The sequence below is a fragment of the Bacillus sp. FJAT-25509 genome, assembly GCF_001420605.1.
GTDB lineage: Bacteria > Bacillota > Bacilli > Bacillales > Bacillaceae_G > Gottfriedia.
Genome location: NZ_LJIZ01000003.1, coordinates 335,155 through 361,750, shown reverse-complemented (window position 1 = coordinate 361,750; position 26,596 = coordinate 335,155). Strand labels below are relative to the sequence as shown.

The following is a 26,596-nucleotide window of genomic DNA, read 5'->3' as shown; positions in this document are numbered from 1 at the left end:
AAAAGTAAAACATCAGTATAATGAAGAGTGTGACGCTTGGATGTGTCACACTTTTTTTATATTTTACTTAAATATTGTTTTCTTCGAAGATGTTAGTATAAAATTTAAGGATTATTTAAGAATTTAATAATAGGTAATTAATATTTCTGAATTATACTTTCCCACAAACAAATAACTAAAATGTAATAAAGTAATTGTTCATCATTCGCCTGAAAGTTGGAATATATTTTGTCGATTCGAAAACGATTAATCTTATCTAATATTGCTATGATTGTTATTCCAATCATTTCTTTTATCCTCATTGAGATTATGCTCGGTGTGTTTTACTATAAAGTTTTTGAACCTAAATTTAATGGTCATCCACCACATTCATTTTATTTTTTCCGTTTCGGAATCATTGTACCTATTTTTGCAATTACAAATGGGGTGCTATCATATTTTGTTTCAAGAAGCATACTAAGACCGGTAAAAAATCTATCAAATGCTGCTAAACATATCAGTGAAGGAAATTTACATTTTGAAGTTAAACCAATAAACAAAGATGAACTTGGTCAATTAGCGATTAGCTTTGAATTAATGAGGAGAAATTTAAAAGAGTCAGCTGAAATACAGAAAAAATACGAAGAAAATCGTAAGGAATTAATTGCGAATATTTCACATGATTTGAAGACACCAATTACATCAATAAAGGGCTATATTGAAGGAATTAAAGATGGCGTAGCGAATACACCTGAAAAAATGGATCGGTATATTGAAACAATTTATCTGAAAACCTTGGATATGGATCAATTGATTAATGAACTATTCCTTTATTCGAAGTTAGATTTAAAACGTGTACCTTTTCATTTTGAAGAAGTAAATATTCATGATTATTTAGTCGATCGTATCGAGGAGTTAAAATTTGATTTAGAACCGATAAATGTAAGTATTACTTATAGTGAGAATGTGAATCGCGAAAATAGTATTGTTCTGTTAGACCGGGAACAATTCAAACGTGTAATGACAAATATCATCCAAAATAGTTTGAAATACATGGATAAAGCTGAAAAACGAATTAGCATAAAATTAATAGATGACAAAGAAAACATAACGATAAAATTTCATGATAACGGTAAGGGAATTTCCAAAGAGGCGCTTCCGTTTATTTTTGATCGTTTTTACCGGGCTGATCCATCAAGAAATGTATCAACAGGTGGGTCAGGTTTAGGACTGGCAATTGCAAAAAGAATCATAGAAGAGCACGATGGAGAAGTGTGGGCAGAAAGTCAAATTGGTGAATATACAAACATTTTTCTTTCATTAAATAAGATATCTATAACAAAGGTGACGAAATGAAAAAGGTTTTAATTATTGAAGATGATCAAAGTATCGCATTATTACAAAGAGATTATTTAGAAATAAATGATTTTGAAGTTGAAATAGAATCTAATGGAAAAAGCGGACTTCAAAAAGCTTTATCAAAGGAATATGACTTAATCATGCTCGACTTAATGTTGCCAGAATTAAATGGTTTTGAAATATGTAAAAAAATTCGAGAGAGTAAAGACATTCCAATCTTAATTGTTTCAGCTAAAACAGAAGATATTGATAAAATTAGAGGATTTGGTCTAGGGGCAGATGATTTTATCATGAAACCATTTAGCCCAAGTGAATTAATCGCTAGAGTCAAAGCTCATCTTTCAAGGTATCAACGTTTAGCAAGTAAAAATCAAATAAATGAAGAAGAACTTCAAGTAAGGGGACTTACGATTCAAAAGGACTCTAGAAAAGTACTTGTTAATGGTGAAGAAAAATTATTCACAGCGAAGGAGTTTAACTTACTTTCCTTTCTTGCTTCAAATCCAAATAAAGTATTTAGTAAAGAATTATTATTTGATCGTATTTGGGGATTTGAAACTGTCGGAGATATTTCTACTGTAACAGTTCATATCCGTAAAATCCGTGAAAAAATAGAAGTTGACCCATCCAACCCAAATTATATTGAGACAATATGGGGAGTGGGATATCGGTTTAAAGATTAAACTCAATCATTAATTAATTTAAGGGTGATCTAGTAAGTTAGTTGTGCTGACTTAATGGATGGCTCTTTTTTATTTAATTGAGTTATTGCATTTTAAAGCCATTAGACAAAAAATAATAAACCATCAAATTAGATGGTTTATCACGGTTTATAATTGAATTTTGTTACATTATTTTAATTTGCTTTGTACTTCCATTAAAACTTTCCCAAGTAGATTTAGCCCTTTCCACTGTTTAGGATTTTCTGCACGTTTATCATTTTCGCCTATACCAATACCCCAAATCTTATCAAAAGGACTAGCTTCAACTAAAATTTTATCACTCGTCGCTAGTAATTCAGATTTTAGTAAGGTGTTAGAAAATTTATCAAATAAAACGTCCCCATAAATTATTTCACGATTTGCTATCCAAACTTTTTCATCGAACGGTATTTCGTTGCTTCTCCCTAAATCTTTACATTGCTTAGGTGTCTGGGCTTTTAGTATTCGATCAGCTATATTATTAGCACCAAATAAATTTGCTTTTCGATACATAATTGCTTGTTCTGACCATTTGAATTCTATTCCTTGATGTTTGAAAGGGAAGTAATAAAAGTTTGAGTAAATATCATCGTTACCCCAAAAAAAAAGAAATTTGTCAGTTATCCTCATATTCATACAAATCCTTTCCTTATCTTGTTGTTTCTGTTAATTAATGTATAAATTGTATCATCTTTATAAGGAACAGGTAAGTTTGATTGAACAAAGAAGTAAAGAAAAGAACCTGGTCGTAAATCAACAAGCAATTAATCGCAGAGATAATTTAAGAATTATTTAAGAAATTGATAATAGTAGATTTATATCTAGCCACTATGATGAAAAGTATGAAATTCATAAAAACGGAGGGAATAGAATTGTGGCTAAAAAGAAAATAAATTTAACGAAAAAAAATATATTAGTTAGTGTACATGTTTTAGCAGTATGTGCTTGGTTCGGAGGTACATTAAGTTTAATAATATTAGGATTATATTTGAAAAATGCGCAAAACTCAGAGCAGCTTATTTATACATTATCGAGTATGCATATCATTGATGAAAATTTACTAAAATATCCCGCACTTGCAACTTTAATTACAGGAATTTTACTTTCAATTTGGACTCAGTGGGGATTAGTAAAGTATTATTGGGTTGTTATTAAACTCGTACTAACAGTTTTAATTATTTTGATTGGAATCATTTTGATTAATGATTGGTTCGCGTATTTAGTAAAAACCGCTGAAGGATTAGGGGTAAGTGCACTTAATGAAAATAAATTTGAATCAACTTGGCTTTCAATTATTATAACTGGAATATTTAACTTAAGTTGCTTAGCATTCATGACATTCATTACGTATTTTAAACCTTTTGGTAAAATAAAAAAGAATAAAAAGGTAGCAACACGATAAAAATCATTAAAATTATGGAGTTCTAACTGATAAGAAGTAATACTATTTGAGTATTACTTTTTTTTTATGAAAAAACTATCATATTTACCAAAAAATTAAACATTCTAATAAATGTGTTTTTATAGATTCAATGATTAAAGTAAACGTTTTATTTAATATGACATTTGTCATCTTTTTCATATGACGCTTGCTACTACCACAGTGAAAATTAACTTATATAATTAGGATAATATAACAATGAAATGTTACAACATTAGGAAGGAACTTCTAAATGTCAAAAGAAAATCAAAAGAGTTTACGAAAGCAAATTATTCCTTATGAAAAATCAAATTTAAAAGCTAGTATTTGGCAAATGATCAATACGTTTATCCCATTTATCTTTTTGTGGTATTTAGCCTATAAAAGTAGTTCTATTTCAGTAGTATTAACGATCTTTATTGATATTGTTGCAGCACTATTCTTAATAAGGATATTTATCATCTTCCATGATTGTTGTCATCAATCATTTTTTAAGAATAAAACAGCAAATAAAGTTCTTGGGACAATTACAGGCGTTGTTACTTTATTCCCATTCAGCCAGTGGAAGCACAGTCATTCAATCCACCATGCGACAAGTGGTAACTTAGATAAGCGCGGAATTGGAGATATGTGGGTTTTAACTGTTGAAGAGTACGTTGCAGCACCGTTCTGGACAAAAGTACAATATCGTCTATACCGTAATCCATTAATCATGTTTGGTTTAGGACCAATTTATATCGTGTTAATTTCAAATCGATTCAATACGAAAAATGCAAAATTAAAAGAAAGATTAAACACTTATTTAACTAATCTTTTAATTGTTGGGGTTTCAGCTTTATTTTGCTACACAATAGGTTGGGAAAAATATTTATTAGTAGAAGGTCCGATCTTTTTCATTTCGGCAGTATTAGGAATTTGGCTGTTCTATGTACAGCATCAATTTGAAGACACTTATTTTGAAGAAGATACGAATTGGGAATATGTAAAAGCAGCGGTTGAAGGAAGCTCTTTTTATAAACTTCCAAAATTATTGCAATGGATAACAGGTAATATTGGATACCACCATGTTCATCATTTAAGTCCAAGGGTACCGAATTATAATTTAGAGTCTGTTCATAATAATACGCTTCCATTACAAAATGTACCAACGATTACACTAAAAACAAGTTTAACATCTTTAAAATTCAAATTATGGGATGAAGAAACAAAGCAATTTGTAGGATTTAAAGATATAAAATCAATCTATAAAGTAAATCGCGAAAGTTCAGACACTGTCTGAACTTTCGATGTATTTTATAAAGAATAACTTTGCTAAAATATGATAAGATTGTTAAAGAAGGTCACAAAATGTTTGAATAATGAGGTAAATTTATGTTTAAAAGATATTTAGGTTTCCTAAAAAGTACAGGAATCTCTCCATATATTTGGACAGTTTTAGGAATTTCGCCATTTTATTTTATTTTTCTTTCTGCACACTCCACTTTAAGAATCATAATAGGAATTTTACTAACAATATCATTTTTTATAATCTATCGATTGGCGTACATATCAAAAGGATGGTCAATTTTTCTATGGTCATCCATATTAATCATCATTTCTACTTCAATGAATATACTTTTTAGTTATGTATATTTTGCTTTTTTTATAGCCTATATGATTGGAAAGAGAAAAAATCGAGTTACATTTTTAACTTTATATATCCTTCATTTAGTTATTACTACAATTTCAATCAACATCACGATTATCCTTCAAGAAGAATTAATCATTAGGCAGCTTCCATTTATTATCATTACTTGGATTAGCGTTATTTTGTTACCATTTAGTCTTTACAGTCGAAATGAAAGAGGGCAATTAGAAGAAAAGCTAGTAGATGCTAATAAACGTATTTCGGATCTTGTAAAACTAGAAGAGCGTCAACGAATTGCTCGTGATTTACATGATACGCTCGGTCAAAAACTTTCACTGATTGGCTTAAAAAGTGATTTAGCTAGAAAGTTAATCACAAAGGATCCAGATCTTGCTCAAAATGAATTAAAAGATGTACAACAAACGGCCAGAACAGCTTTAAATGAGGTTCGAAAAATAGTTTCTCAAATGAGAGGGATTCGAATTAAAGATGAACTAATAAGAATCAAGCAAATTTTGCATGCGGCTGAAATTACAGTCGATTGTAACGATAACTTTCAACTTACAAATGTATCCTTACTGACAGAAAATATTGTGAGTATGTGTTTAAAGGAAGCCGTAACAAATGTTGTAAAACATAGTAATGCCACTTTATGTAGAATATCAATTAAACAAATGAAAAATGAAATAATTTTTTCGGTTATCGATAATGGAGTTGGTTGTAATTTGGAAAAATTCACAACCGGTTATGGGTTAATTGGCATGAAGGAACGACTCGAATTTGTGAATGGAACGTTAGAGGTAAACTGTGAACATGGAATGACTTTAATTATGAAAGTTCCAATCGATGTAAAACAAATTGAAGTGGAGGAACTAGTATGATTAGGATCGTAATTGCTGAAGACCAACGAATGCTATTAGGTGCGCTTGGTTCTTTGCTTAATCTAGAAGATGATATGGAAGTTGTTGGTCAAGCATCAAACGGAGAAGAAGCAGTTAAACTAGTCAAGCAATTACAACCTGACATTTGTATAATGGATATTGAAATGCCTGGTAAAACTGGACTTGAGGCTGCAGAAGAACTAAAGGCTTTCGATTGTAAAGTGATTATTTTAACAACTTTCGCTAGATCTGGATATTTTCAAAGAGCATTAAAAGCAGGTGTAAAAGGATATTTATTAAAGGATAGCCCAAGTGATGAGTTAGCAAGCTCAATAAGAAGTATTATTGCCGGGAAGAGAATCTATGCTCCGGAACTAATGGATGATGTATACGCCGAGGAAAATCCATTAACTGACCGAGAAAAAGAAGTTTTAGAGCTAGTAGCCGATGGTAAGAACACACAAGAAATTGCGGATGAATTGAGTCTAAAAACAGGAACAGTGAGAAATTATATATCTATGATTTTGGACAAATTAGAAGTTAAAAATAGAATCGAAGCTATAAAACAATCAAAAGAAAAAGGTTGGTTTAAGTGAGGTTAATGGCAGGAAGCATGAAAACAAGAAAAGCAGGTAGTGCAAGAGTTGAAAACAAAGTTTTTCAATCCTTTAACACCTAAATCCTGCAATCCTTGTTCACCATTTAGTTTTCCGCTTTTCTTTTTTCTTTTTTTCTAGATTTTGTTTTTCCTTTTCCGGATTTTTGTACTTCTTTAAAAAATTCGTCTAACTCCTGATTGAACTTATCTGTTTCTTCCAAAAACAAAAGATGACTACTATTATAAAATGGAACAAATTTTGAACCTTTTATATTTTTTTGAATAAACTCACCAGCAGCTAATGGAAAAAATCCATGGCTACCAAAACAAATTAATGTTGGAATATCGACATTACAAAGAGTATCCCGATAATCTACAGCAGTTTGATTAAATACTATTGTACTTGCAATCGCTGCAGGTAACTTATTCATTTCTTTTAAAATCCATTTATGTTCTTTTGGATCTGGTTGATCCATATACATACCATATATAAAATCGCTATTAAATTTGTTTTGATCTTCTTGGATAGACTGCATTACATTTTTTAAAATCGTAAAATCAAATGCTCCAAACTCCCAATCTGGCCATATATAATCGGATGCAGATTGATCAACAACTGTTAGCGCCTTAATATTTTTACTGCCAAATTGATTTACATAATCCCACAATACAAAAGCTCCCATTGACCAGCCTAGTAAAATTACATCCTTTAAATCTAATTTTTCTATAAAGCATTTTAAATCACGAGCGTACTGTGCTACAGTATGCCCAGATTGAACTTTTGAGGACTTCCCATGTGCTCGTAAGTCTAAAGTAATAACACGATAATTTTTACTAAAATACGGAACTTGTTTATGAAAAAACCTACTACTCATCATAACTCCATGAACAAAAATAACTGTTTGACCTTCTCCGTGATCTTCATAATAGAGCTTTGTATGAGAATCAAGTTCTACATATGCCAATTTAATCGCCCCCATTGGCTTTTAAATGTCTTTCTTTCCTATAATATTTCATCTCATAATAATTCATGACTATTCACAACTTCTTTGAATAAAGCTGTTTAAGAAAAATACCTGACTTAACTTACAATCATAGAATGAAACTGTAGAGGTGAGGATTATCTTGTAAATTCATAATGTTTTTCTATTTAAAATAAAAATGTGGTAAAATTCAGATAAATATAGAAATTATCCAAGCATACAAAAGAAATAAAGAAGACCTATCGTTTATTGAAGGATTGTTAACTGAAGAGATTTACTGTAATACATAATTCTGACTAAGGTGTGAATTAATGGAAGATGCTGGATTCTATTGGGTAGGGTTAATTTTTTGGTTGTTAATTTGTTCTGGATTCATTCTATTAGTTTGGGGTCTATGGAAAAAATCATGGAAAACATTAATAGTGAGCGGAGTTGCATTAATAATACCAACACTATATTTTGGTGGTGCAGAGAGCTGGATTAAATTGGTTGTTTTTCTACCAATTATTCCTTTTGTACTAGCGTATTTCATCAAAAAAACCAATGTATGATTGTTGGTAATTTTCTTGAAAATATAGTGTTTTTGAATGAAAAGGAGAGAAATAAATGAATGTGATTGAGGGATTTATTGAAGTAACAGGCGGTAAGGTGTGGTATCAAGTTCATAATAAGAATTCATCTAAAATCCCTGTTGTTGTTTTACATGGAGGACCTGGATCATCGCATTATTCCATGCAAGGTCTTCGCGTATTAGCAGAAGATCGTCCAGTTATTTTTTATGATCAGTTAGGCTGTGGAAAATCAGACCGTCCAACAGATACCACTTTATGGAATATTGATCGATTTGTTGAAGAATTAGCACAAATCCGAGAGGCGCTTTCGCTTGATAAGTTTCACATACTAGGTCACTCATGGGGAACAACACTTGCTGCAGCTTATTATTTATCGAGACCAGTTGGAGTGAAGAGTATAATCTTTTCAAGTCCTTGTTTAAGCGCTCCATTATGGGCTGAGGATCAAGATCGAAATCGAAAACTACTCCCGCTTGATGTCCAAGAAACATTAATAAAATGCGAGGAAAATGGAACAACAGATTCAGAGGAATACAAAAATGCAAACGCTGTATTTAACAACCATTTTGTTTGCAGATTAGACCCATATCCAGAATTCCTAAAAAAAGGAAAACATTATAGAAATCCAGAAGTTTACAATATTATGTGGGGACCTTCCGAGTTTCATGTAACAGGAAACTTAAAGGATTTTGACTGCACTTCAAAATTAAAAGACATCCAAGTCCCTACAATGTATACTTGCGGTCGATATGATGAAGCAACACCTAAATCAACAGAATATTTCAGCGAGCTAACACCTAATGGAAAATTCCACGTATTTGAGCAAAGCGCACATATGCCGTACATAGAAGAGCCAGAAGAGTATATACGAGTGGTGGAAAGCTTTTTGAAGGAAGTTGAATAAACTATTAAATTGTGAAGCGCAAGGTTGTTACCTTGCGTCTTTTTTTGATGATGGATTTCGTTGAGGGTTTATGAGGAAGGGAATTAGGGGGGGAATGAGTTTTAGTAACTTATAGGGTGTTCATGAGTAAGGAATAAAGAAAAAAATAGAGATTTAGTAACTCATGGGGTGTTCATTAGTAAGGAATAAAGAAAAAAAATAGAATTGTAGTAACTCATAGAGGGTTCATGAGTAAGGAATAAAGGGAAAAATAGAGATTTAGTAACTTATAGAGAGTTCATGAGTATGTAATAAAGGAAAAAAATTGATTATAGTAACTCATAGAGGATTCATAAGTAAGGTAAAAAGAAAAAAGAGAGATTTGGTAACTCATAGAGGGTTCATGAGTAAGTTAAAAAGGAAAAAATAGATTTGTAGTAACTCATAGAGGGTTCATGAGTAAGTTAAAAAGGAAAAAATAGAGATTTGGTAACTCATAGAGGGTTCATGAGTAAGTTAAAAAGGAAAAAATAGAATTGTAGTAACTCATATGGTGTTCATGAGTAAGTTAAAAAGGAAAAAATAGAGATTTGGTAACTCATAGAGGGTTCATGAGTAAGAAATAAAGGAAAAAAGAGAGATTTAGACATACATAAAGGGTTCATGAGTAACTTAAAAAGCAATAATGAAACCATCTTAAATAAAAAAGGACCAAATATTATTGGAATTATCTGAAATATTTAGTCCTAATTATGCAAAATATTATATTAAATATATTTTTATTTCGTTGAATACTACCGAATACGTTGTCGTCTCATCCACTGCGTCGCAACCCATTTTTCTCCGCTAATTACAGGGCTACCTGCATGAATCGTTAATTCATTGATTGCTTCATCCTGATAAAAATATTCAAAGTATAAACCAGTACCTTTTTTGGCGGCAAAAGAGTAATTAAGTGTAGGGAAAATCGTTTCGCCGCCTTCTTCTACATCATTTAAATAGAGAATGAGTGTACTAATCCTATTATTATTTGTCCGGTGATTGGAAAAGTAATCAAAATGCGGTTTATACTGCTGTCCTGGCTCGTAATGAAGAACTTGTAATGGTTCTGCATGTTCGATTGGAATATTCATGATCGTTTCGATTCGTTTTTCAATACGTTTGATAAGCTCCGTTTCACTTTCCTCAAAAAACATACCACTACTTGTTCGCATCTCATTTTCTTCACGAGATAACCCAATTTTTGATCGTTTCATGCGCAATTTCGCATGGGTTATTAGCTCGTCACATTCATCATCACTTAAAACATTATCCAGTAAGACAACTAATGGTTCCTCTTGTCGAGTTAGAATCTCAATATCGCGATCAATAGTTTGGATAAACGGACCAGTGTGATTAAAAATGGTTTGTTCAGTTTCCTTTAAATTTCCTACTTCTAACATTTTGTCACATCTCCTTGTATATTCATTAATACAAACCCTAGGAAAAATTGGTGAGATCATTGATTTGAATAAATTTCGTAAAATCATTTTTGTAGAAAAGAAACACCTGAAAATTATATTTTTTAAGTCAAGGCTACAATACCCGAAGACAAAAAATTTGTTTTTAGAATAAATTCCTCATTGTGAAGTCATTTTCCTGCATAAATCAATGCCTATCAGACCAATGTTTAAAGAAAATTTCGAAAATAAATTTTAGAGCATTTAAATAGTGGTAATTCGGGAGTTTTGACGATTTTCATGTGTTGAAAACCCATCGGATGGATAATAAGGAGGAGATGTTTAAGTTAAATAAAACTAGAAATGATATAATTTAATAATATGAAAATATTATCCTATTAAACTTATCTAATGGAGCATGAAAATGAAAAAAATATTATTAATTGGTCTAACGTCATTATTAATACCATTTGGTTGTGAAAATGAAAAAAATCCATCGCTAGATACTTCAAAATTAAAAAAGTTTGAACAACCAGAACTTACAAAAGAACAAAGAAAAATATTACCAATTACTTATGAATCCTCTTCGATCGAAGAAGGTTTAGATGCACTTCCTTTTAAATTGAAGATTCCTAATAATTTACCATTTGAAGTCGATCCTATTAAAACATTATCTATAAATGATATCGATCATAAAGGAAAGAAATTAGATGTACAATATAGTCTTTCTCATATTGATAAGTCGACCCTATTTATAGTACTTGTTACAGTTCATAATTATAAACCTGAACTTGAAATAGAAGAAAATGAATCGAATGAAATAGTTGAATTGAAGGGTGGGGTACGTGGAACTTATACAGGAAATTCTACTGTAGGTGTATCATATAAACTTGATAACAATAAAGAAGATTTTAATACAGAAGAAAATACGCTTGTTTTCAATAAAAAAGGTATTTATTATGAACTTAATTATGTTTCAACTATTGAAAACACTGAAAAGAATAAACAATATATCATTAATATCGCAAATCAAATGTTGTAGATTTAGTAAAGTTAACTAAAATCGGATATTCAGTTTTAATGACTTAAACTTGCATAAATACTAACAGGATAAAGCTAATTAAACATACTATACGGGGGAAATAAATGAATACAATAACAGAAGTGTTTTATTCTCCATTCGAAGTTTTTCAAGCACTCAGTGGACTTCACAATGAATATAACTGGCTAATATCTGATACAGATTTTTATTTTGAAGAATTTAGTGAAACTATTGAGAACTATCGAATAAAAAATAGTGACAATGACATTTTAGAAATATATTGGATACCACATAAAAACATTTCAAAGATTACTGAACATAAATATTTTAGTTTATCTTGGGGTGTATTTTCAGCTTTCCCTAAAAATGAAAAGATTGAACTAAGTAATTTAGAAATCATTCCATTTGCAGATGGTAACCCAAGTTTTTGGGTACCAAATCCGAAAACGCAACATCCAAAGGCTTTATTTGAAATAGTATTTTGGGACTCATCCTATAATTTATTAATTAGTAAAGATGAAAATATTTCGAGAATATTTAGAAATGCATTTGAAGGGTGGAAGGATTTAAACCTTTATAATGAAGAAATTTAACTTAAATATTACTAATAATTTATAGAATATGTTCAAGGGATGCTAATTAGATGGCCAATTTTTTCAAATCAACTTATAAAATAAAAAGGTCAGATAAGTCAAAATTAACTCATCTAACCTTAGTATCTATTTCATTGGATGTAAAGCCTTATATCGATCGACTGCTTTTTCATCAGCAGTTTTTGACATTTTGTAATGATAGATTGCATCTTCCCAATCTCCATACATTGGATTAGGTAATTGGATATACTTTATACCTAGATCTTTTGCAATTTTATCGACATTATCTTTTCGAGTTTTCAGATCAGCTTTATAAAAAATATCTGATAAATCGTTTGAATTATCACCTATTAACATAACAATTTCATGAGTTTTTGCGATCTCTGCTTGTCTTTGTCCTTTTTGAGATGTATCTGTTTTTAAATATAAATGTTTTGAGTCAACATTCGGTAATCCATGTAAATTCAAATTTTTAATTGTATCATCTCGTGTTTTTTCGGGACGATTTGTAAGATAAAAAACATCAACATTCATTTTTTTCGCTGCTAACAAGAAATCTTTTGCACCAGGGATTAAATCAGCTTTTGCCATATGGATCCATTCATCCCAGCCTTGTGGGTAGGAAGTATTATTTTTAATTGACCAAGCTGTATCTGGGGAATTATCTAGAATAGTTTCATCAATGTCTAAAACAACTGCGGCTGGTTTTGCTTTATTATTTAATTTATCACTTGCTTTCTTTTTTACCATTGTTTCGGCAAGTTCTTCTTTTGCCTGATTATAAATTTGAATTTGCAAAGCCTTGTTTTCCGCAGAGGATTGAAACCAATTAGTAGACATAACATTATGTTCTTGTGTGCTTCTTGCAAATTCAGCTTTACTAAAACCAATGCCAGCTAAGGAACCAAAAGCAAATGCAAATAAGATAGAGAGAAAAATAACAATTTTTTTCATAATATTTTCCTTTCATATTTATTAAATGTACTAGCTAAATAAAAATTAGTTAGTAAATATGAAAAATTGCTTTTCAAGGTTGTTATTACCTAAAGACTAAAAAATATTCGCATTCGATTAAAAATTTCATTTACCGAAATATCGGAAATTTCTGAAATTAGTAAAGAAAGTGATATGATATAAGAGATTAAAATTTAGGGGCAAAGGGAGGCTATCGATGACTATTCATTTAAAAATCGTTACGAGAGAAAATTGGGAAGAAGCTATTAAACTTGAAGTAGATAAAGAACAATTGCATTTTGTTCCTTCTGTTGCAGTATCCATTGCAAAAGTATATATAAAACCAGATGGCGAAAATGTGGAATATATCCCATTTGCAATTTATGATGATCAGACAATGGTCGGATTTATAATGCATGCTTTTGAAGAACATACGACAAATAGTTATTGGATCAATGGGTTTTTAATTGATAAACGGTTTCAAGGTCAAGGTTATGGTAAATTAGCATTTGCTGAAATGATAAAATGGATTACAAATAAATTTCAGCAATGCAATAAGATTCGATTAACAGTTCATAAAGATAATAAATTAGCTATGAATTTATACAAGCAATCCGAATTTAATCCGACTGGTAACTACTTTGGAGAAGAAGAAGTTTGGTATTATATCGTTAAGAGATAACTGAATTTTATGTATTATTAAAGTATGAATAATATGTGAACAATTTTTAAGATGGTAGGAATTAGTACCTATATTCAAGAAATAGTAGGGTATGTCAAAAAGTAGGGGTTTAAACGCTATGGAGAAATGGGAACGAAAACTAATTAATACAAAACGAGGTACGTTTGAAGTATTTTGTAAAGGTGAAGGAGATCCTTTATGTGTCACACATAATTACTCTGAGTTTAATGATAATGGAGATTATTTTGCAAATTCATTTACTAAATTATTTAAAGTATATTTAATAAACTTAAGAGAAACGGGTAATTCTGAAAAAGCACATTTTCCATATGAATTGAGTATGTTAGAAACAATTTTTGATTTAGAAGAAATTAGGAAAACATTTGGTTATTCATCCTGGAATTTTGCTGGTCATTCTACCGGTGGAATGCTTGGAATTATTTATGGGATCTATTTTTCAAATTCTTTAAATCATAATATTATTGTTGGGGCTGCAGCGAGAGACTATTCAACATTTTCAAAAGACTGTATTTATAACAGAGCTCATCCACAATTTAATAACATGCAAGAATTAATTGAAAAACTAAAAGGTACTGCATTGTCTAATGAAGAAAGAGAAGCTCTATCAATTGAGCGGACAAAGTTATCTTTACATAAGCCTGAACGTTATCATGAATATTTTAATTTACCTATCTCTAAAAAAATGTCAGCAATTCGACTAAATTATTTTAATAGGGAATATCAAATTTACGATGTAACAAAAAAGTTAGCATTAATAAGCTGTCCAACTTTAATCATTTGTGGCAAACATGATGTACAATGCCCAATCGAATATTCAGAAGAAATGGCTGAAGGAATTGAAAATTCAAAATTAGTCATTTTAAATGAAAGTAACCATTATCCATTTTTAGAAGAGAAGGAATTGTTTTATAAGGAAGTAAAACAATTTACTAATAAAACCCTTGTTTAATGATTTTTAATATAAATTATTAATATTTGTATTTAAAAATCATTAACTTCATATTTAAGGAGAATACAAAATGAATTTACCAATCCTTTTCGCTATTATTGCGTTATTTCTATCATTTGTCTGTGGTGCTGGGTTTAGCCCATTGTTAATAACAAATGTTTTATTAGCCTTAATCGCAGGTATATTATATGAACGAAGAGAAGAAAAACAAGTTAATGAATAATTTACAAAAGCTGGAGGACTAAAGTTGTTAACAATTTATTTAACAAGACATGGTGAAACGGTGTGGAATATCGAAAATCGATTACAAGGCTCAAAAGATTCCGAACTTACTGCTAGTGGGATTAGCGATGCTAAATTATTAAGTGAAAAATTAGCAAAAGTGAGTTTTAGTAAAATATATACTAGTTCGAGTAAACGTGCAGTAACAACTGCAAATATTTTAAAAAACAATCCCGCCATTCCAATTATTGAAGAAGATGATTTAAAAGAGATTAATTTTGGTGATTGGGAAGGGAAAACGAAACAAGAAATTGATGAGGGCTTTGAAAATGAATTCGAATCGCTTTGGAAAACACCACATTTATACGATCATAGTCCACATCAAGGTGAGAGTTTACTAGACTTAAGAGAAAGAGTAGGTAATGTAATCCAAAATATTTTAAATTCAAATGAAGAAGGAAATATATTAATTGTTACACATGCAGTTGTATTGGCAACAATTGTAGCTCATTTAAAGCAATCTCCAAATGAAAAATTATGGGATTTACCATATGTCCATGGAACAAGTTTAACAATTATTAATTTTGAAGAAGATAAAGAGTTGGAATTCAAAGTACTTTGCGATACAACTCATTTAGATCGTATTTAATGTTTTTACTAAAATATGATAGCCTACCTAATTTAAAATAGGTAGGCCATTTTACTGATCAAATTGATTGTAAAGATTTTTCATTTTTATTGAATTTGTTAACTTCTTGATCAATCACCTTAATTAATAGGATTGTAACTAATACAAAAACAAGGTCAATATAATAGATTAATATGTTTAAATAAGTTTCCTGTAGCATAATGCCAAGCATTGCTCCCATCATTCCACCCATAATTCCCGCAGTTATTCCTTCTAATATAGCCATTAATGATAAAGGTTTACCTGTTAAATATCCTATTAATATGCCTACAGTCATTGAAATAATTGTAGGAATCGCTAAATCTGTATTCCGAAATAAAATACCAAAGATAGTACCCACAGTGACACTTGTCATCATTGAATTTGTCATACTGATCATTTTTCCGACTGTACAAGAAAGTTTTTCTTTTTTTCTATTTGCGATTAGGATGACATATGATGAAAGTAGAACAGTTAATACAATGCTAGCCCATTCTAAAAACATTAAGTTAAACTCCTCCCTATGTTGGAACCATTGATGTTGAGTTATAACGTTCAATTATATGTTTAATAAGCTAGCATGTATGAATGAGATAAGAATAAATTTATTTTTATTTATGTTTTATCATTTATATCACAAATTTAATGTAACCTTTTTTAGTAAAGTTAGGGTGAGGATTTATCTGAATAGGAGTGATGTTATTGAAGAAATTACGATACATATTCATAACCATGTTATGTATTTTACTAGTTTGTTCTGGCTGTGGAAAGAAGGCTGAATTTAAATCGAGCCCTTTTTTAGATCAAATTCAATTATCAATTAACGAAAAAAAATTAACAAATAAAGACCAGACTCATGTGTATCAAGTTAATTTAGTAAATTCAGATGGAAAAGAAGTCGATGTGGATTCGGTTAATTTTAAAATGGAAATGAAAAGTATGAATCATCATGTTGAAGCGAGTATGAAGAAAATAAATACAGGTATATATGAAGTGAGCTTAGAACTCCCAATGGAAGGTACTTGGAGTAAACAAATTACTTTAAAAAAGGGTAAAAATGAACGTAAAGTATCAATTAGATAAAGATGAATAAGAAAAAAGATAGTAAATTTAGTAAACTAGACTATTTTTACTATCTTTTTCATGCCATACAATTAATTGGTTTTTCATCTAGGTCAGTTTTGTTTATCTACTGCAGTTATTAAATAATTAATCTACAACAATATAACCAATCATTGGTGCTCCATCATGTGAATGAGTATCACAAATTAATCGGTATGTACCTTCTTTTTTAAAGAATAAAGGTACTTCAGTAGTTTTACCTTTGGTCACTACACCCGAGATATTCGTTCCTTCGATATGAAAACTATGTTCTTTCCCGTTTATTCCATGAATTTTTAAATTTACTTTTTGGTTTTTTTCAATAACGATCGTACCTGGATCCCATCTATAGGCTTCAATTTCCGTTCCATCATCTAACTTTGTACTAAATTCTGCTGTAATCATATCGATGTCTATTATTTTTACGTGTTGCTGCTCTACTGCAGTTTGAACTGAATTTGGTGTTAAGTAATACCAACCACTTAATCCAATAACAACAAGGAGAAAGCAAATTAATAACCATTTTTTCTTAATAAAAATAAAGTGCATAAGACACCTCCAAAATTAATTTCATATTATAAAATATGCTTATCCTATTAATAACTTGTCTACTAATTCAACTTTCACTAGTTACATAATTATTTCTTTTATTCATAATGTATAGAAGGGAATAATTACTAAATTTAGATTATTCAAGACTGATAATCTACTATATAATGGAAAAGTAGTAATTTTTTGGAGGGGATCTGATGTTTAAAAAAGTACTAGCTAGACTAGGAATTGGAGCAGCTTCGGTAGATACAATTATTCATACTAAAGATTTATATCCAGGAAAAATTGTTGAAGGTGTAGTTGAAATTAAGGGTGGTTCAGTTGTACAAGAAATTAATCATATTGGGCTTAAATTGAAGTCTTATGCTAAAAAGAAAAGTGGAGACGATGAAGTAAACGTTAAAATCCAATTACATGAAGAACGTGTATCCGGCAAAATGAAAATTGAAGCAAATGAACAAAAAGTAATTCCTTTTTCGTTCCAATTGCCATTTTACACACCGATTACAATAAGACATGGCCAGGTTTGGATTGAGACTGATTTAGATATCGATTTAAGTATAGACCCAACAGATACTGATTTTTTAAAGGTTCATGCACATGAAGAATTAGCAAACTTTGTAGAAGCATTTAAAATTCTTGGTTTCCGTTTACGCCAAGTTGAGGTAGAAGCTCAAAATGGTCGATTCTATCAAGAGTGGGAGTTTGTCCCAAGCTCTAAAAGAGAATGGCGATTTGATGAAATTGAATGTATGATTGAACCGAATAAAGATGGTTTGTTTATGGTGGTAGCAGTCGATAAAGCTGGTTCCCATCGTGGTTTAAGTGGTTTACTACAAGAATCATTAGGACTAGATGAAAAGAAAACATCACTTAGCTTTAAAAATGAGCAACTTAAAGATGCGCAATCAATTGCAAATTCGGTTAGAGCGTTTTTACAACAATATAATTGATAAAATGTAAGTGAGAGTTCTTGTCTCTTCCTATTTAAATTTTACACTATCCGAAATTCTCATCCTTTAGACTGAATTTAATTGTAATTTTTAATAAAAACTATCCGTAAAAGAATATATCGAATACAATAGTATTTATTAGAAAAAATTAACATTTTAATGTTGAAAAGGAGATTTTATGGGATCTAACGTTAAAAATATGAAATGGATTTCGGGTGGTTTTGAAGCATTACTCGGTATACCTGTTTTAGGTGGTTCGATCGTTATTGGCTTTGGTTATACGCCATTATTTATAGCTTTAATCCTCCATATCATTACGCTCGTTTTAGCGAAAAAAGCTGGTGTCTCTGCTAGTGGAAATATTTTTGGGATTGTTACTTCTTGTCTTGCATGGATTCCTATATTAGGTATGATTATGCATATTCTATCAGCCATCTTTATTTTAATTGGTGCGGCGACTCAACGTTCAAAACAGACAGATTTTTAAGTTTATGTTTTTGAAAAGCACAAGACTAACTTTAGGTTAGTCTTTCATTATTTTTAAGAAAGAGTGGTAAAATTGGTCTTTTTCTTAATCAGTGGTTTTTTTATACTTCTTATTCTAGGAATTGTTTTAATTATAAAGGGTTTTTTAGTAAAAGGACTAATATTGATTAGTGCAAGTATCGTTTTTGGAATTATAATGATTATTTACTATGAGCGGAGAAGACAGAATAGGGGATTCGATTGGTGTGATTGCGGTGATTTTGGTTTTATACCAGATTGTGATCTCCCTGATTGTCATCATCACATGCCTGATTGCACACCAGATTGTGATTGTAGCCCAGATTGTCCAAGCTAACAGGGGGATTATATTTGATTTTAAATTGGATTCCATGTCATCGTAAGGTAGAAAGGTCATTTCATATAGGCTCTTATACTTTCCCACTTTGTGCAAGATGTACAGCCATACTTACTGGTTATTTGTTTCTTCCATTTGTATTTTTGATCTCATCATTTATATTTTGGTGGTATATTCCGATTTTAATGATTCCGTTATTAATTGATGGGTATACACAGAAATGGAAATGGAGAGAAAGTAATAATTTATTCCGTTTCATAACAGGATTCTTATTTGGAATTGCTCAAACAATATTGATTGTAAAGTCTGTTCTATTTTTGATAAAAATTCTTATGTAAATTCTATATCTGCTATTATGAATTTTTTCCTCTCTAGTTGGTTAAAGTAACATTTAGATTCTTTACTAAGGAGGATTAAAAAATGGAAGATACACATGAATTTGTCGAAAAATTACACGAAAAACAAAGAAAAGACCAAAAAAATAAAGAACATCAAGGTAATGGAACACCAAACGAAAAATTACCTACTAAACAGCATGGAACAAATAAATAAAATTTAAAAAAGCATGAAGCCGTGGCTATAGTCATGGCTTTTTTTAATATATTAAATATAATAAATAATTTGCGTTCATTTAAAATGCTATTTAAAAATAATAACGATGCTCAAATTATAAAATATAATTATTGTCATTAATAAATTAAATCAGCAAAATTAAATAAGAAAGAAGACACAATGTCTTCTTTCTTATATTTTAATATATCCTTTCAGTTACAGACTGTGGGCCTTTGTGTTAGTTTTCAAGATAAGGTTTGGCTGAGACATCATCGTATTACCGTTCACTTGAGACGCTGAACGCTTAGCCCTTGTCCAATTATGAACAAATTTCTGAGAATGTGGATCTAAATGATTTTTGGAGTTCATGTTTGATTCACCTCTTAGATATTTATAGGATATTTTAGATATTCAATTGAATATCGTAGTTAGTATTTGAAAATAAGTTGAAAAAGATACTATTTAAAAACATTAAATTAAATTTCGATTTAGTATTTTGAAACTTAGGGATTGTTTATTTAAGATACCATTGTTAATAGTAAAACAATAAATTTTAAAATAGTTAATTTTTTGAAGGATTTGTATATATTTTATTGAATTCTTTTAAGTTCAAAATAAACATTTTTGAATTGAAAGGATTTTAAATATGGAAAAATTATTAAAAAATTTACTAAAACAATATCCATTATCAGTTAAATCAATTGAAATTATAAAAGACTTGAACACACAAAATTGGCATAACGATCAGCACTTTAAAATTTTAGTTAACAACTGTCCTTATTCAGCTAGATTTATTAGTACCCATCGCTCAAATAATGAATTTTTTGGTGAGCTTTCAGATGAAATAATTGAAGAGCAAATAAAATTCACAGAGTTTTTATTCGAAAATAGAATTCCATTTATGCAGGTTGTTAAATCTAGAAAGAATGAACGTTTTTTGAGCGTTTTAATTGAAAATCAATCGTATCGTTTTATATTATTTAAATGGATAGATGGAGTACATATTACTAAATTTAATCATTTGATAACCGAAAAAGTTGGAATGATGGCTGCTAGCTTTCATGAGACTGCTGCTGGGTTTGAATGTAATTCTTTTCCTAAAAAATCACATTTAATTGCTTACGAAGGTTTTGTGAATAGGCTTATTAATGAATTAAATTCAAAAGATATTTTGAAAGAAAATAAATCATTACTAAGTGATTACTTAGAATTGTCTAAACTGCATATAAACAATGCACAAACAGAACAGTTTGAATTTATCATTCAGTCAGATTTGAATCCGCTAAATATTATTTGGGATAATGAGGATCTATCTATAAAAGGAATCGTTGATTTTGAATCGATTACTTATGTTGATCGAATTGAGGGGTTAGCTTGGTTAATTAAATGGTATTCAAAAACAAGCGAGAATACATCAATCGCCATGTCAAAGCAGTTAGTGGAAAAATTTATGAATAAATATTGTGACCATTTTCAGATTGGAACAGAGCATATTGAACGACTTTCTTTATTACTTTGGCTATCTGGTTGCATAAATTGGGGATTCTATCGAAAAACTTCAAATTTAATCAAAACAAATGAAAATAATTTAAAACCCCATTTAGATTATTATTTAAAAAGAGGGAAAGAATTAGAGGCGTTATTAATTTAAAGACATTGTTAATATACTTTATTCAAAGGGGAAACCGTGATGGATATTCAAAATGAGGTTTTACAATTTAAAATGGATATTGGCGTTAAAAAACCTGATAGTATTAAAAATAAAGAAGTTAAATGCCCATTCTGTGATCGAGAAAACTTAACTGATATTATTGATACATCTGGCTCAATCATTTATTTGAAAAATAAATTTCCAACATTAGAAGATACTTTTCAAACTGTTATTATTGAAAGCGATGATTGTGAAGGAGACCCTTCAAAATATTCTTTAACGCATCTGAGTGAATTATTAGCCTTTGCAATTGATAAATGGGATGAAATGGAATCGACAGGGGAATTCAAATCTGTTATTTTATATAAAAATCATGGCCCATTATCAGGGGGAACACTCAGCCATCCACATATGCAAATAGTTGGCTTAAAAAATATTGATTACAACAAAAAGGTAACAGATGTATATTTCGAGGGGATTACGATTTCGTCGGGTCATGGTTATGAATTAAACATATCTACTCATCCAATTATGGGATTTAGAGAATTCAATATTCTAATTGATGATCAGAAATTTACTCCAGAAATGGCCGTTTACTTACAAACGGTTACACATTATTTACTTAACCATTTTTATAAAGGACTTCAAAGCTATAATTTATTCTTTTATAAATGGAAGGGGAAAATTATTTGTAAAGTTATTCCAAGGTTTGTTGTATCTCCATTATTTATCGGCTATTCAATTTCTCAAGTGTCAAATCAGTTAGAAGTACATAAAGATCAAATACTAAGCCTTTACAAAAAAGAACTAGAGGCAATTTCTTCAATATAAAAAAGAGCTTACAATTTGTAAGCTCTTTTTTATATTGTTGAGAGGTTTTTAGTAAAACCAAAAAGATTTTAACAGAAAACAATATAATCAAAAAACAATTTGTACAAAATAAAAGGAAATCGAATACATATTCCAAAATTTCAAAATTTCTATATTGAGTTAAATATTTCATAATTCGTTTTTTAATTCTCTAATTTGTTCAATATGACGTTTTTCATGTATACCAATAAAAGGGATCCACTGTTTTAAATTGATTTGTCCGAATAATGGATGTGGCATGCCTTTTTCTTCTAAATTTTGCCCTTTTGTTAGTTCAACAAAATGAATTAAAGATTTTCTAGATTGATTCAATTTTTCAGTCATTTCCACTTTAGTAATGAATTGATCAGTTGGTTCAAAATGAGGTGGAGAGGTTACTTTTTTAGTACGATCAGTTGCTAGATGTATTGGTTTATCTTGGGTAACTTCACTTGGTGCTTCATTAAATGTACGAGTCATTAGCTTTACTAATTTAGATTCCATTAAGTATAAATGTTCAAGTACTTGCATAATAGACCATTTTTCTTTATTTACCTTCTTATTTAACTGTTCATCTGTTAATGAATCAATAACTTCCATGAGTTCTTCACGAATTTGGATATTCTCTTTCAAAAGATATTCCCCATTTCTAATTTAATAATTGTAAACCAAAACTCTTTTTACCAACTCTATGAATCTAAATGAGTTCAACTTATTTAGATAAATATTATGGGTAATCATAAGAAATACTATAAAAAAACAAATATAAATTCTTATTTTTAGTTTAATGTACGGTGTGAATTTTTACAAATTTGAATGGGTTTGAACGGTTTTGAATGCCTAAGATTGTTTTTGAATGTTTTTGGAAGAAAATGATTGATTTTTTATTTTTTGTGTCTTATACTTGGTTTTATGAAGGGGATGAATTTTATGTTAACTCCGGAAAGACAACAATTCATTATCGATATGATCAAAAGAATGGGTATTGTGAAATTAAGGGATATCGTAGAAGCTACAAATACTTCTGAGTCAACAATCCGTCGTGATTTAGTTGAGCTTGAGTCTCTTAATCTCTTAAAAAGAGTTCATGGTGGAGCAGCTTCAATCAATAGCAAAGCCACTGAATTAAGTATGACTGAAAAAACATCCAAAAACGTTCAAAGTAAAAAATTAATCGCTGGGCTTGCAGTAACTCAAATTAATGAAGGCGATTGTATATATTTAGATGCTGGTAGTACTACTTTCGAAATGATTCCTTTATTAAAGGGATTAGATGTAACAGTCGTTACGAATGGATTAATGCATGTTGAAGCACTTTTCGAAAATGAAGTGTCCGCATATCTTATAGGTGGAAAAATGAAAGGGCATACAAAAGCGTTGATTGGGAGTATGGCTTCTGAAAGTTTAAAGAATTATCGGTTTGATAAATGTTTTATTGGAGCGAATGGAATCCATCCTCAATTTGGCTATACTACGCCAGATCCTGAAGAGGCGTTTGTAAAGAAAACAGCAATCTCTATGTCAGAGAAAGTATTTATAATTGCTGATTATAGTAAATTTGGCGAAACAAGTTTTGCAAAGATTGGTGAAATTGAAGATGCGATTATTTTAACGGACGAAATAGATGATGTACTAGCTAAACAATTTGAGGAAAAAACATCTTTGATAAAGGTAGTGAAATCATGATTTATACAGTAACACTTAATCCTTCAATCGATTACATCGTTGAAGTAGATGATATAGGGTTAGGAAAAATTAATCGAATGAAAAGGGAAAATAAATTTCCTGGCGGTAAAGGAATTAATGTTTCTAGGGTTTTAAAAAGATTAGATGTTGAAAGCATAGCACTTGGTTTTGTCGGAGGGTTTACTGGAGATTTTATTAAAAATGTCTTGGGTAATGAAAGAGTGTCATCTGACTTTGTTCAAGTGGAAGGCGATTCACGAATTAACATAAAATTAAAATCTCAATTAGAAACTGAAATAAACGGACAAGGCCCTGCTATTTCCGAGGAAAAACTAGATCAATTTTTTTATAAACTAAAACAAATTAAAAAAGGTGATTATGTTGTATTAGCTGGTAATATCCCTAATACATTACCTTCTGATTTATATGAACAATTGACATTATGGGGACAAGAAAATGGGATTCATATCATTGTAGATGCAAGTGGAAAAGTACTTTTAGATGTAGTTAAACATCGCCCATTTTTTATCAAACCAAATCATCATGAATTAGGTGACTTATTTGATGTCAAAATTACATCAATTGAACAAGCAATCCCGTACGGTAAAAAGTTAGTTGAAATGGGTGCTCAAAATGTAGGAATATCGTTTGCAGGAGATGGGGCGATTCTAATAACTGAGAATTCTGTTTATGTTTCAAATGTTCCAAAGGGAGAAGTAATTAATTCAGTCGGTGCAGGTGATTCGCTTGTGGCTGGTTTTATTGGTACTTATGTAAAAACAAATAATATCGAAACTGCCTTTAAAGTAGGTGTAGCATCAGGTAGTGCTACCGCTTTTTCAGAGGATTTAACAAAAAGAGAGAAAATTGAAGAATTACTTAATCAAGTAAAGATTGTAAAGGATTAGGGGGGCGAATTATGAGAATCACAGAATTATTAAAAATAGATACAGTTCTCATTGATTTGAATTCATCATCAAAAATGTCAGTAATTGATGAATTAATACAAGTTTTAGATCATGCAGGGAAATTAAACGATAAACAACAATTTAAAGAAGCGATTTTAACACGTGAAGGTCAAAGTACAACAGGAATTGGAGAAGGTATTTCAATTCCACATGCTAAGACTGCAGCTGTTAAGACTCCTGCAATTGCATTTGGTCGATCAAAAGATGGGATTGATTATGAATCACTTGATGGTCAACCGGCTCATTTATTTTTTATGATTGCAGCTAGTGAGGGAGCAAATAATACGCATTTAGAAACATTATCTAGATTATCTTCATTATTAATGGATGAAGAATTCCGTGCCTCTTTATTAAGTGCAAAAGATGCAAATGAAATTATTCAATTAATCGATCAAAAAGAAAAATCGTTAAATGATGAAAATGAAGAAACAGTGATAGCAGATACTTCACGTCCACTAGTCCTTGCAGTAACTGCATGTCCAACAGGTATCGCTCATACTTATATGGCGGCAGATGCTTTAAAAGCAAAAGCAAGGGAATTAAATATTGATTTAAAAGTTGAAACAAATGGATCAACAGGGATAAAAAATGAATTAACAAAAGACGAGATTAGTAGAGCATCAGCTATTATCGTAGCAGCGGATAAACAAGTAGAAGTAAATCGTTTTGATGGAAAACATGTCATCCAAGTACCAGTAGCAGATGGAATTCGTAAGTCAAAAGAATTACTTGAAAGAGCCGTTAAACAAGAGGCACCAATTTTTCATGCTAATCATAATGGTGGCGGAAGTTCTTCAACTAATCAAGGATCTGGTATATACAAGCACTTAATGAACGGTGTTAGTAATATGTTACCTTTTGTAGTAGGTGGAGGAATTCTAATTGCGTTAGCATTTGCTTTTGGAGGAATTCATACAAAAGGTCCAGTAGCTGAATTACTAATGAAAATTGGTGGAACTGGTGCTTTTAGTTATTTAGTTCCGATATTAGCCGGTTTTATTGCAAGTTCGATTGCAGATCGACCTGGATTTGTACCCGGGGTAGTTGGTGGATTTTTAGCTTCAAGTGCTGGCGCGGGATTCTTAGGTGGTTTAATTGCCGGTTTCTTAGCTGGTTATGTTGTACTTGGATTAAAGAAAGTGTTTTCTAAGTTACCTAAATCATTAGAAGGTATTAAGCCGGTTCTCTTATATCCTGTATTTGGATTATTAATTACTGGTATTTTAATGGAAGTAGTCGTAAATCCTCCTGTAACTTATTTAAATTCAGCTTTAACACATTGGTTAAGTAGTTTAAGTGGTGGAAACGCTATATTATTAGGAATCATTCTTGGTGGAATGATGGCAGTAGATATGGGTGGACCTATAAATAAAGCTGCATTCACATTTGGTATAGCAGCAATTGCAGCAAATAATTTTGCACCACATGCAGCGGTAATGGCAGGTGGAATGGTCCCTCCATTAGGTATTGCATTAGCTACTACACTATTCAAGTCAAAGTTTACTGAAATGGAACGTAAATCAGGTATTACAAACTATGTTATGGGGATTTCTTTTATAACAGAAGGAGCGATACCATTTGCTGCTGCAGACCCAGTAAGGGTAATTGTAAGTTCTGTTGTAGGTTCTTCAATCGCAGGTGGACTTGCAATGGCATTTGGTATTACATTACCAGCACCGCATGGTGGAATATTTGTTATTCCGTTAGTAAATAAACCGATATTGTATTTACTAGCAATATTAATTGGCGCATTCATTACAGCGATCATGCTTGGAATTTGGAAAAAGAGAGTAAATGAATAATCAAGAACAATAAAAAGGCGACCTATTAGTCAACATTTTGACTTCTAGGTTCGCCTTTTTTTATTCGAA

The 26,596-nt window shown here is 30.5% G+C and carries 33 protein-coding genes; 25 read left to right on the top strand and 8 right to left on the bottom strand.

Annotated features, from left to right (window positions below; all coding sequences use genetic code 11):
* Positions 1-228 precede the first annotated feature (228 nt).
* Positions 229-1,335 carry a sensor histidine kinase gene (locus AN960_RS02100; RefSeq protein WP_056466091.1) on the top strand — a complete coding sequence of 369 codons (1,107 nt, stop codon included), beginning with the start codon at positions 229-231 and terminating at the stop codon, positions 1,333-1,335.
* Positions 1,332-2,021 carry a response regulator transcription factor gene (locus tag AN960_RS02095; RefSeq protein WP_056466089.1) on the top strand — a complete coding sequence of 230 codons (690 nt, stop codon included), beginning with the start codon at positions 1,332-1,334 and terminating at the stop codon, positions 2,019-2,021. The genes AN960_RS02100 and AN960_RS02095 overlap by 4 nt, the downstream gene beginning before the upstream one ends.
* Positions 2,022-2,189: 168 nt before the next feature.
* Here AN960_RS02095 and ybiA read toward each other — a convergent pair whose 3' ends face one another.
* A complete protein-coding gene (gene ybiA / locus AN960_RS02090; RefSeq protein ID WP_056466086.1) occupies positions 2,190-2,675 on the bottom strand; it encodes a riboflavin biosynthesis intermediates N-glycosidase in 486 nt (161 codons plus the stop codon).
* A gap of 238 nt (positions 2,676-2,913) precedes the next feature.
* Between ybiA and AN960_RS02085 the strand changes: the two genes are divergently transcribed.
* From AN960_RS02085 to AN960_RS02070, 4 genes are all read left to right on the top strand, one after another.
* On the top strand, positions 2,914-3,441 hold the full coding sequence (locus AN960_RS02085) for a hypothetical protein (RefSeq protein ID WP_056466083.1): 528 nt from the start codon (positions 2,914-2,916) through the stop codon (positions 3,439-3,441).
* 271 nt (positions 3,442-3,712) lie between these two features.
* Positions 3,713-4,738 carry a Delta(5) desaturase DesA gene (gene desA, locus AN960_RS02080; RefSeq protein WP_056466082.1) on the top strand — a complete coding sequence of 342 codons (1,026 nt, stop codon included), beginning with the start codon at positions 3,713-3,715 and terminating at the stop codon, positions 4,736-4,738.
* A gap of 92 nt (positions 4,739-4,830) precedes the next feature.
* Entirely contained in the window at positions 4,831-5,967 is a 1,137-nt protein-coding gene (locus AN960_RS02075; protein ID WP_056466081.1) for a sensor histidine kinase, read from the top strand.
* Positions 5,964-6,563: a response regulator transcription factor gene (locus AN960_RS02070; RefSeq protein ID WP_056466079.1), complete on the top strand. Its 600-nt coding sequence runs from the start codon at positions 5,964-5,966 to the stop codon at positions 6,561-6,563. Before AN960_RS02075 ends, AN960_RS02070 begins: the two co-directional genes overlap by 4 nt.
* Before the next feature lie 106 nt (positions 6,564-6,669).
* On the opposite strand, the gene AN960_RS02065 is transcribed toward AN960_RS02070, so the two are convergent.
* Positions 6,670-7,530, bottom strand: a complete 861-nt coding sequence (locus tag AN960_RS02065) for an alpha/beta fold hydrolase (protein ID WP_056466069.1) — start codon at positions 7,528-7,530, stop codon at positions 6,670-6,672.
* Between the two features lie 329 nt (positions 7,531-7,859).
* Here AN960_RS02065 and AN960_RS02060 point away from each other — a divergent pair, with 329 nt between their 5' ends.
* Together AN960_RS02060 and AN960_RS02055 are read left to right on the top strand one after the other, a co-directional pair.
* Entirely contained in the window at positions 7,860-8,099 is a 240-nt protein-coding gene (locus tag AN960_RS02060) for a hypothetical protein (protein WP_056466066.1), read from the top strand.
* Positions 8,100-8,154: 55 nt separating this feature from the next.
* On the top strand, positions 8,155-9,024 hold the full coding sequence (locus tag AN960_RS02055) for a proline iminopeptidase-family hydrolase (RefSeq protein ID WP_056466060.1): 870 nt from the start codon (positions 8,155-8,157) through the stop codon (positions 9,022-9,024).
* 773 nt (positions 9,025-9,797) lie between these two features.
* Here AN960_RS02055 and AN960_RS02050 read toward each other — a convergent pair.
* Complete coding sequence (locus AN960_RS02050; protein WP_390313147.1) at positions 9,798-10,505, bottom strand: 2OG-Fe(II) oxygenase; 708 nt, start codon at positions 10,503-10,505, stop codon at positions 9,798-9,800.
* A 361-nt stretch (positions 10,506-10,866) separates the two neighbouring features.
* Between AN960_RS02050 and AN960_RS02045 the strand changes: the two genes are divergently transcribed.
* A complete protein-coding gene (locus AN960_RS02045) occupies positions 10,867-11,484 on the top strand; it encodes a hypothetical protein (RefSeq protein ID WP_056466056.1) in 618 nt (205 codons plus the stop codon).
* A 104-nt stretch (positions 11,485-11,588) separates the two neighbouring features.
* On the top strand, positions 11,589-12,077 hold the full coding sequence (locus AN960_RS02040; RefSeq protein ID WP_056466053.1) for a hypothetical protein: 489 nt from the start codon (positions 11,589-11,591) through the stop codon (positions 12,075-12,077).
* A gap of 126 nt (positions 12,078-12,203) precedes the next feature.
* Here AN960_RS02040 and AN960_RS02035 read toward each other — a convergent pair whose 3' ends face one another.
* Positions 12,204-13,031 carry a 5'-nucleotidase, lipoprotein e(P4) family gene (locus AN960_RS02035; RefSeq protein ID WP_056466051.1) on the bottom strand — a complete coding sequence of 276 codons (828 nt, stop codon included), beginning with the start codon at positions 13,029-13,031 and terminating at the stop codon, positions 12,204-12,206.
* A 217-nt stretch (positions 13,032-13,248) separates the two neighbouring features.
* Between AN960_RS02035 and AN960_RS02030 the strand changes: the two genes are divergently transcribed.
* The 4 genes from AN960_RS02030 to AN960_RS02020 all read left to right on the top strand — a co-directional run bounded on the left by AN960_RS02030 (position 13,249) and on the right by AN960_RS02020 (position 15,554).
* Complete coding sequence (locus AN960_RS02030) at positions 13,249-13,713, top strand: GNAT family N-acetyltransferase (RefSeq protein WP_056466048.1); 465 nt, start codon at positions 13,249-13,251, stop codon at positions 13,711-13,713.
* Between the two features lie 118 nt (positions 13,714-13,831).
* Entirely contained in the window at positions 13,832-14,683 is an 852-nt protein-coding gene (locus AN960_RS02025; protein ID WP_056466047.1) for an alpha/beta fold hydrolase, read from the top strand.
* Between the two features lie 70 nt (positions 14,684-14,753).
* On the top strand, positions 14,754-14,906 hold the full coding sequence (locus tag AN960_RS24290; RefSeq protein ID WP_156339590.1) for a hypothetical protein: 153 nt from the start codon (positions 14,754-14,756) through the stop codon (positions 14,904-14,906).
* Positions 14,907-14,930: 24 nt separating this feature from the next.
* Entirely contained in the window at positions 14,931-15,554 is a 624-nt protein-coding gene (locus AN960_RS02020; RefSeq protein ID WP_056466046.1) for a histidine phosphatase family protein, read from the top strand.
* A 58-nt stretch (positions 15,555-15,612) separates the two neighbouring features.
* Here the strand turns inward: AN960_RS02020 and AN960_RS02015 are convergent, their stop codons facing one another.
* A complete protein-coding gene (locus tag AN960_RS02015) occupies positions 15,613-16,077 on the bottom strand; it encodes a hypothetical protein (RefSeq protein WP_056466041.1) in 465 nt (154 codons plus the stop codon).
* A gap of 197 nt (positions 16,078-16,274) precedes the next feature.
* Between AN960_RS02015 and AN960_RS02010 the strand changes: the two genes are divergently transcribed.
* Positions 16,275-16,655, top strand: a complete 381-nt coding sequence (locus tag AN960_RS02010; RefSeq protein ID WP_056466034.1) for a FixH family protein — start codon at positions 16,275-16,277, stop codon at positions 16,653-16,655.
* Between the two features lie 126 nt (positions 16,656-16,781).
* On the opposite strand, the gene AN960_RS02005 is transcribed toward AN960_RS02010, so the two are convergent.
* Positions 16,782-17,222 carry a cupredoxin domain-containing protein gene (locus AN960_RS02005; protein ID WP_056466029.1) on the bottom strand — a complete coding sequence of 147 codons (441 nt, stop codon included), beginning with the start codon at positions 17,220-17,222 and terminating at the stop codon, positions 16,782-16,784.
* Between the two features lie 200 nt (positions 17,223-17,422).
* Between AN960_RS02005 and AN960_RS02000 the strand changes: the two genes are divergently transcribed.
* The 5 genes from AN960_RS02000 (at position 17,423) to AN960_RS01980 (ending at position 19,571) form a co-directional block, all read left to right on the top strand.
* A complete protein-coding gene (locus tag AN960_RS02000) occupies positions 17,423-18,178 on the top strand; it encodes a sporulation protein (protein WP_056466027.1) in 756 nt (251 codons plus the stop codon).
* 178 nt (positions 18,179-18,356) lie between these two features.
* Positions 18,357-18,665, top strand: coding sequence for a hypothetical protein (locus tag AN960_RS01995; protein ID WP_056466018.1), 309 nt, complete (start codon positions 18,357-18,359; stop codon positions 18,663-18,665).
* A 162-nt stretch (positions 18,666-18,827) separates the two neighbouring features.
* Positions 18,828-19,019, top strand: a complete 192-nt coding sequence (locus AN960_RS01990; protein ID WP_156339589.1) for a hypothetical protein — start codon at positions 18,828-18,830, stop codon at positions 19,017-19,019.
* A 14-nt stretch (positions 19,020-19,033) separates the two neighbouring features.
* Positions 19,034-19,357, top strand: a complete 324-nt coding sequence (locus AN960_RS01985) for a DUF2085 domain-containing protein (RefSeq protein ID WP_056466016.1) — start codon at positions 19,034-19,036, stop codon at positions 19,355-19,357.
* Positions 19,358-19,439: 82 nt separating this feature from the next.
* On the top strand, positions 19,440-19,571 hold the full coding sequence (locus tag AN960_RS01980) for a DUF4023 domain-containing protein (RefSeq protein ID WP_056466015.1): 132 nt from the start codon (positions 19,440-19,442) through the stop codon (positions 19,569-19,571).
* 216 nt (positions 19,572-19,787) lie between these two features.
* Here AN960_RS01980 and AN960_RS23825 read toward each other — a convergent pair whose 3' ends face one another.
* Entirely contained in the window at positions 19,788-19,940 is a 153-nt protein-coding gene (locus AN960_RS23825; RefSeq protein ID WP_082459321.1) for a YpzG family protein, read from the bottom strand.
* Between the two features lie 277 nt (positions 19,941-20,217).
* Between AN960_RS23825 and AN960_RS01975 the strand changes: the two genes are divergently transcribed.
* The gene (locus tag AN960_RS01975; RefSeq protein ID WP_056466014.1) at positions 20,218-21,222 is read left to right on the top strand and encodes a phosphotransferase; all 1,005 of its coding nucleotides are present in this window, start codon (positions 20,218-20,220) and stop codon (positions 21,220-21,222) included.
* A gap of 45 nt (positions 21,223-21,267) precedes the next feature.
* Positions 21,268-22,053: a DUF4931 domain-containing protein gene (locus AN960_RS01970; RefSeq protein ID WP_483867273.1), complete on the top strand. Its 786-nt coding sequence runs from the start codon at positions 21,268-21,270 to the stop codon at positions 22,051-22,053.
* Between the two features lie 168 nt (positions 22,054-22,221).
* Here AN960_RS01970 and AN960_RS01965 read toward each other — a convergent pair whose 3' ends face one another.
* The gene (locus AN960_RS01965) at positions 22,222-22,704 is read right to left on the bottom strand and encodes a DinB family protein (protein WP_056466011.1); all 483 of its coding nucleotides are present in this window, start codon (positions 22,702-22,704) and stop codon (positions 22,222-22,224) included.
* Positions 22,705-23,001: 297 nt separating this feature from the next.
* Between AN960_RS01965 and AN960_RS01960 the strand changes: the two genes are divergently transcribed.
* Genes AN960_RS01960 through AN960_RS01950 form a run of 3 tightly spaced genes read left to right on the top strand, consistent with a single transcriptional unit; the run spans position 23,002 to position 26,527 of the window.
* Positions 23,002-23,757, top strand: coding sequence for a DeoR/GlpR family DNA-binding transcription regulator (locus tag AN960_RS01960; protein WP_056466008.1), 756 nt, complete (start codon positions 23,002-23,004; stop codon positions 23,755-23,757).
* Entirely contained in the window at positions 23,754-24,665 is a 912-nt protein-coding gene (gene pfkB, locus AN960_RS01955) for a 1-phosphofructokinase (RefSeq protein WP_056466005.1), read from the top strand. The genes AN960_RS01960 and pfkB overlap by 4 nt, the downstream gene beginning before the upstream one ends.
* Before the next feature lie 11 nt (positions 24,666-24,676).
* A complete protein-coding gene (locus AN960_RS01950; protein WP_056466002.1) occupies positions 24,677-26,527 on the top strand; it encodes a PTS fructose transporter subunit IIABC in 1,851 nt (616 codons plus the stop codon).
* Positions 26,528-26,596: the final 69 nt, after the last annotated feature.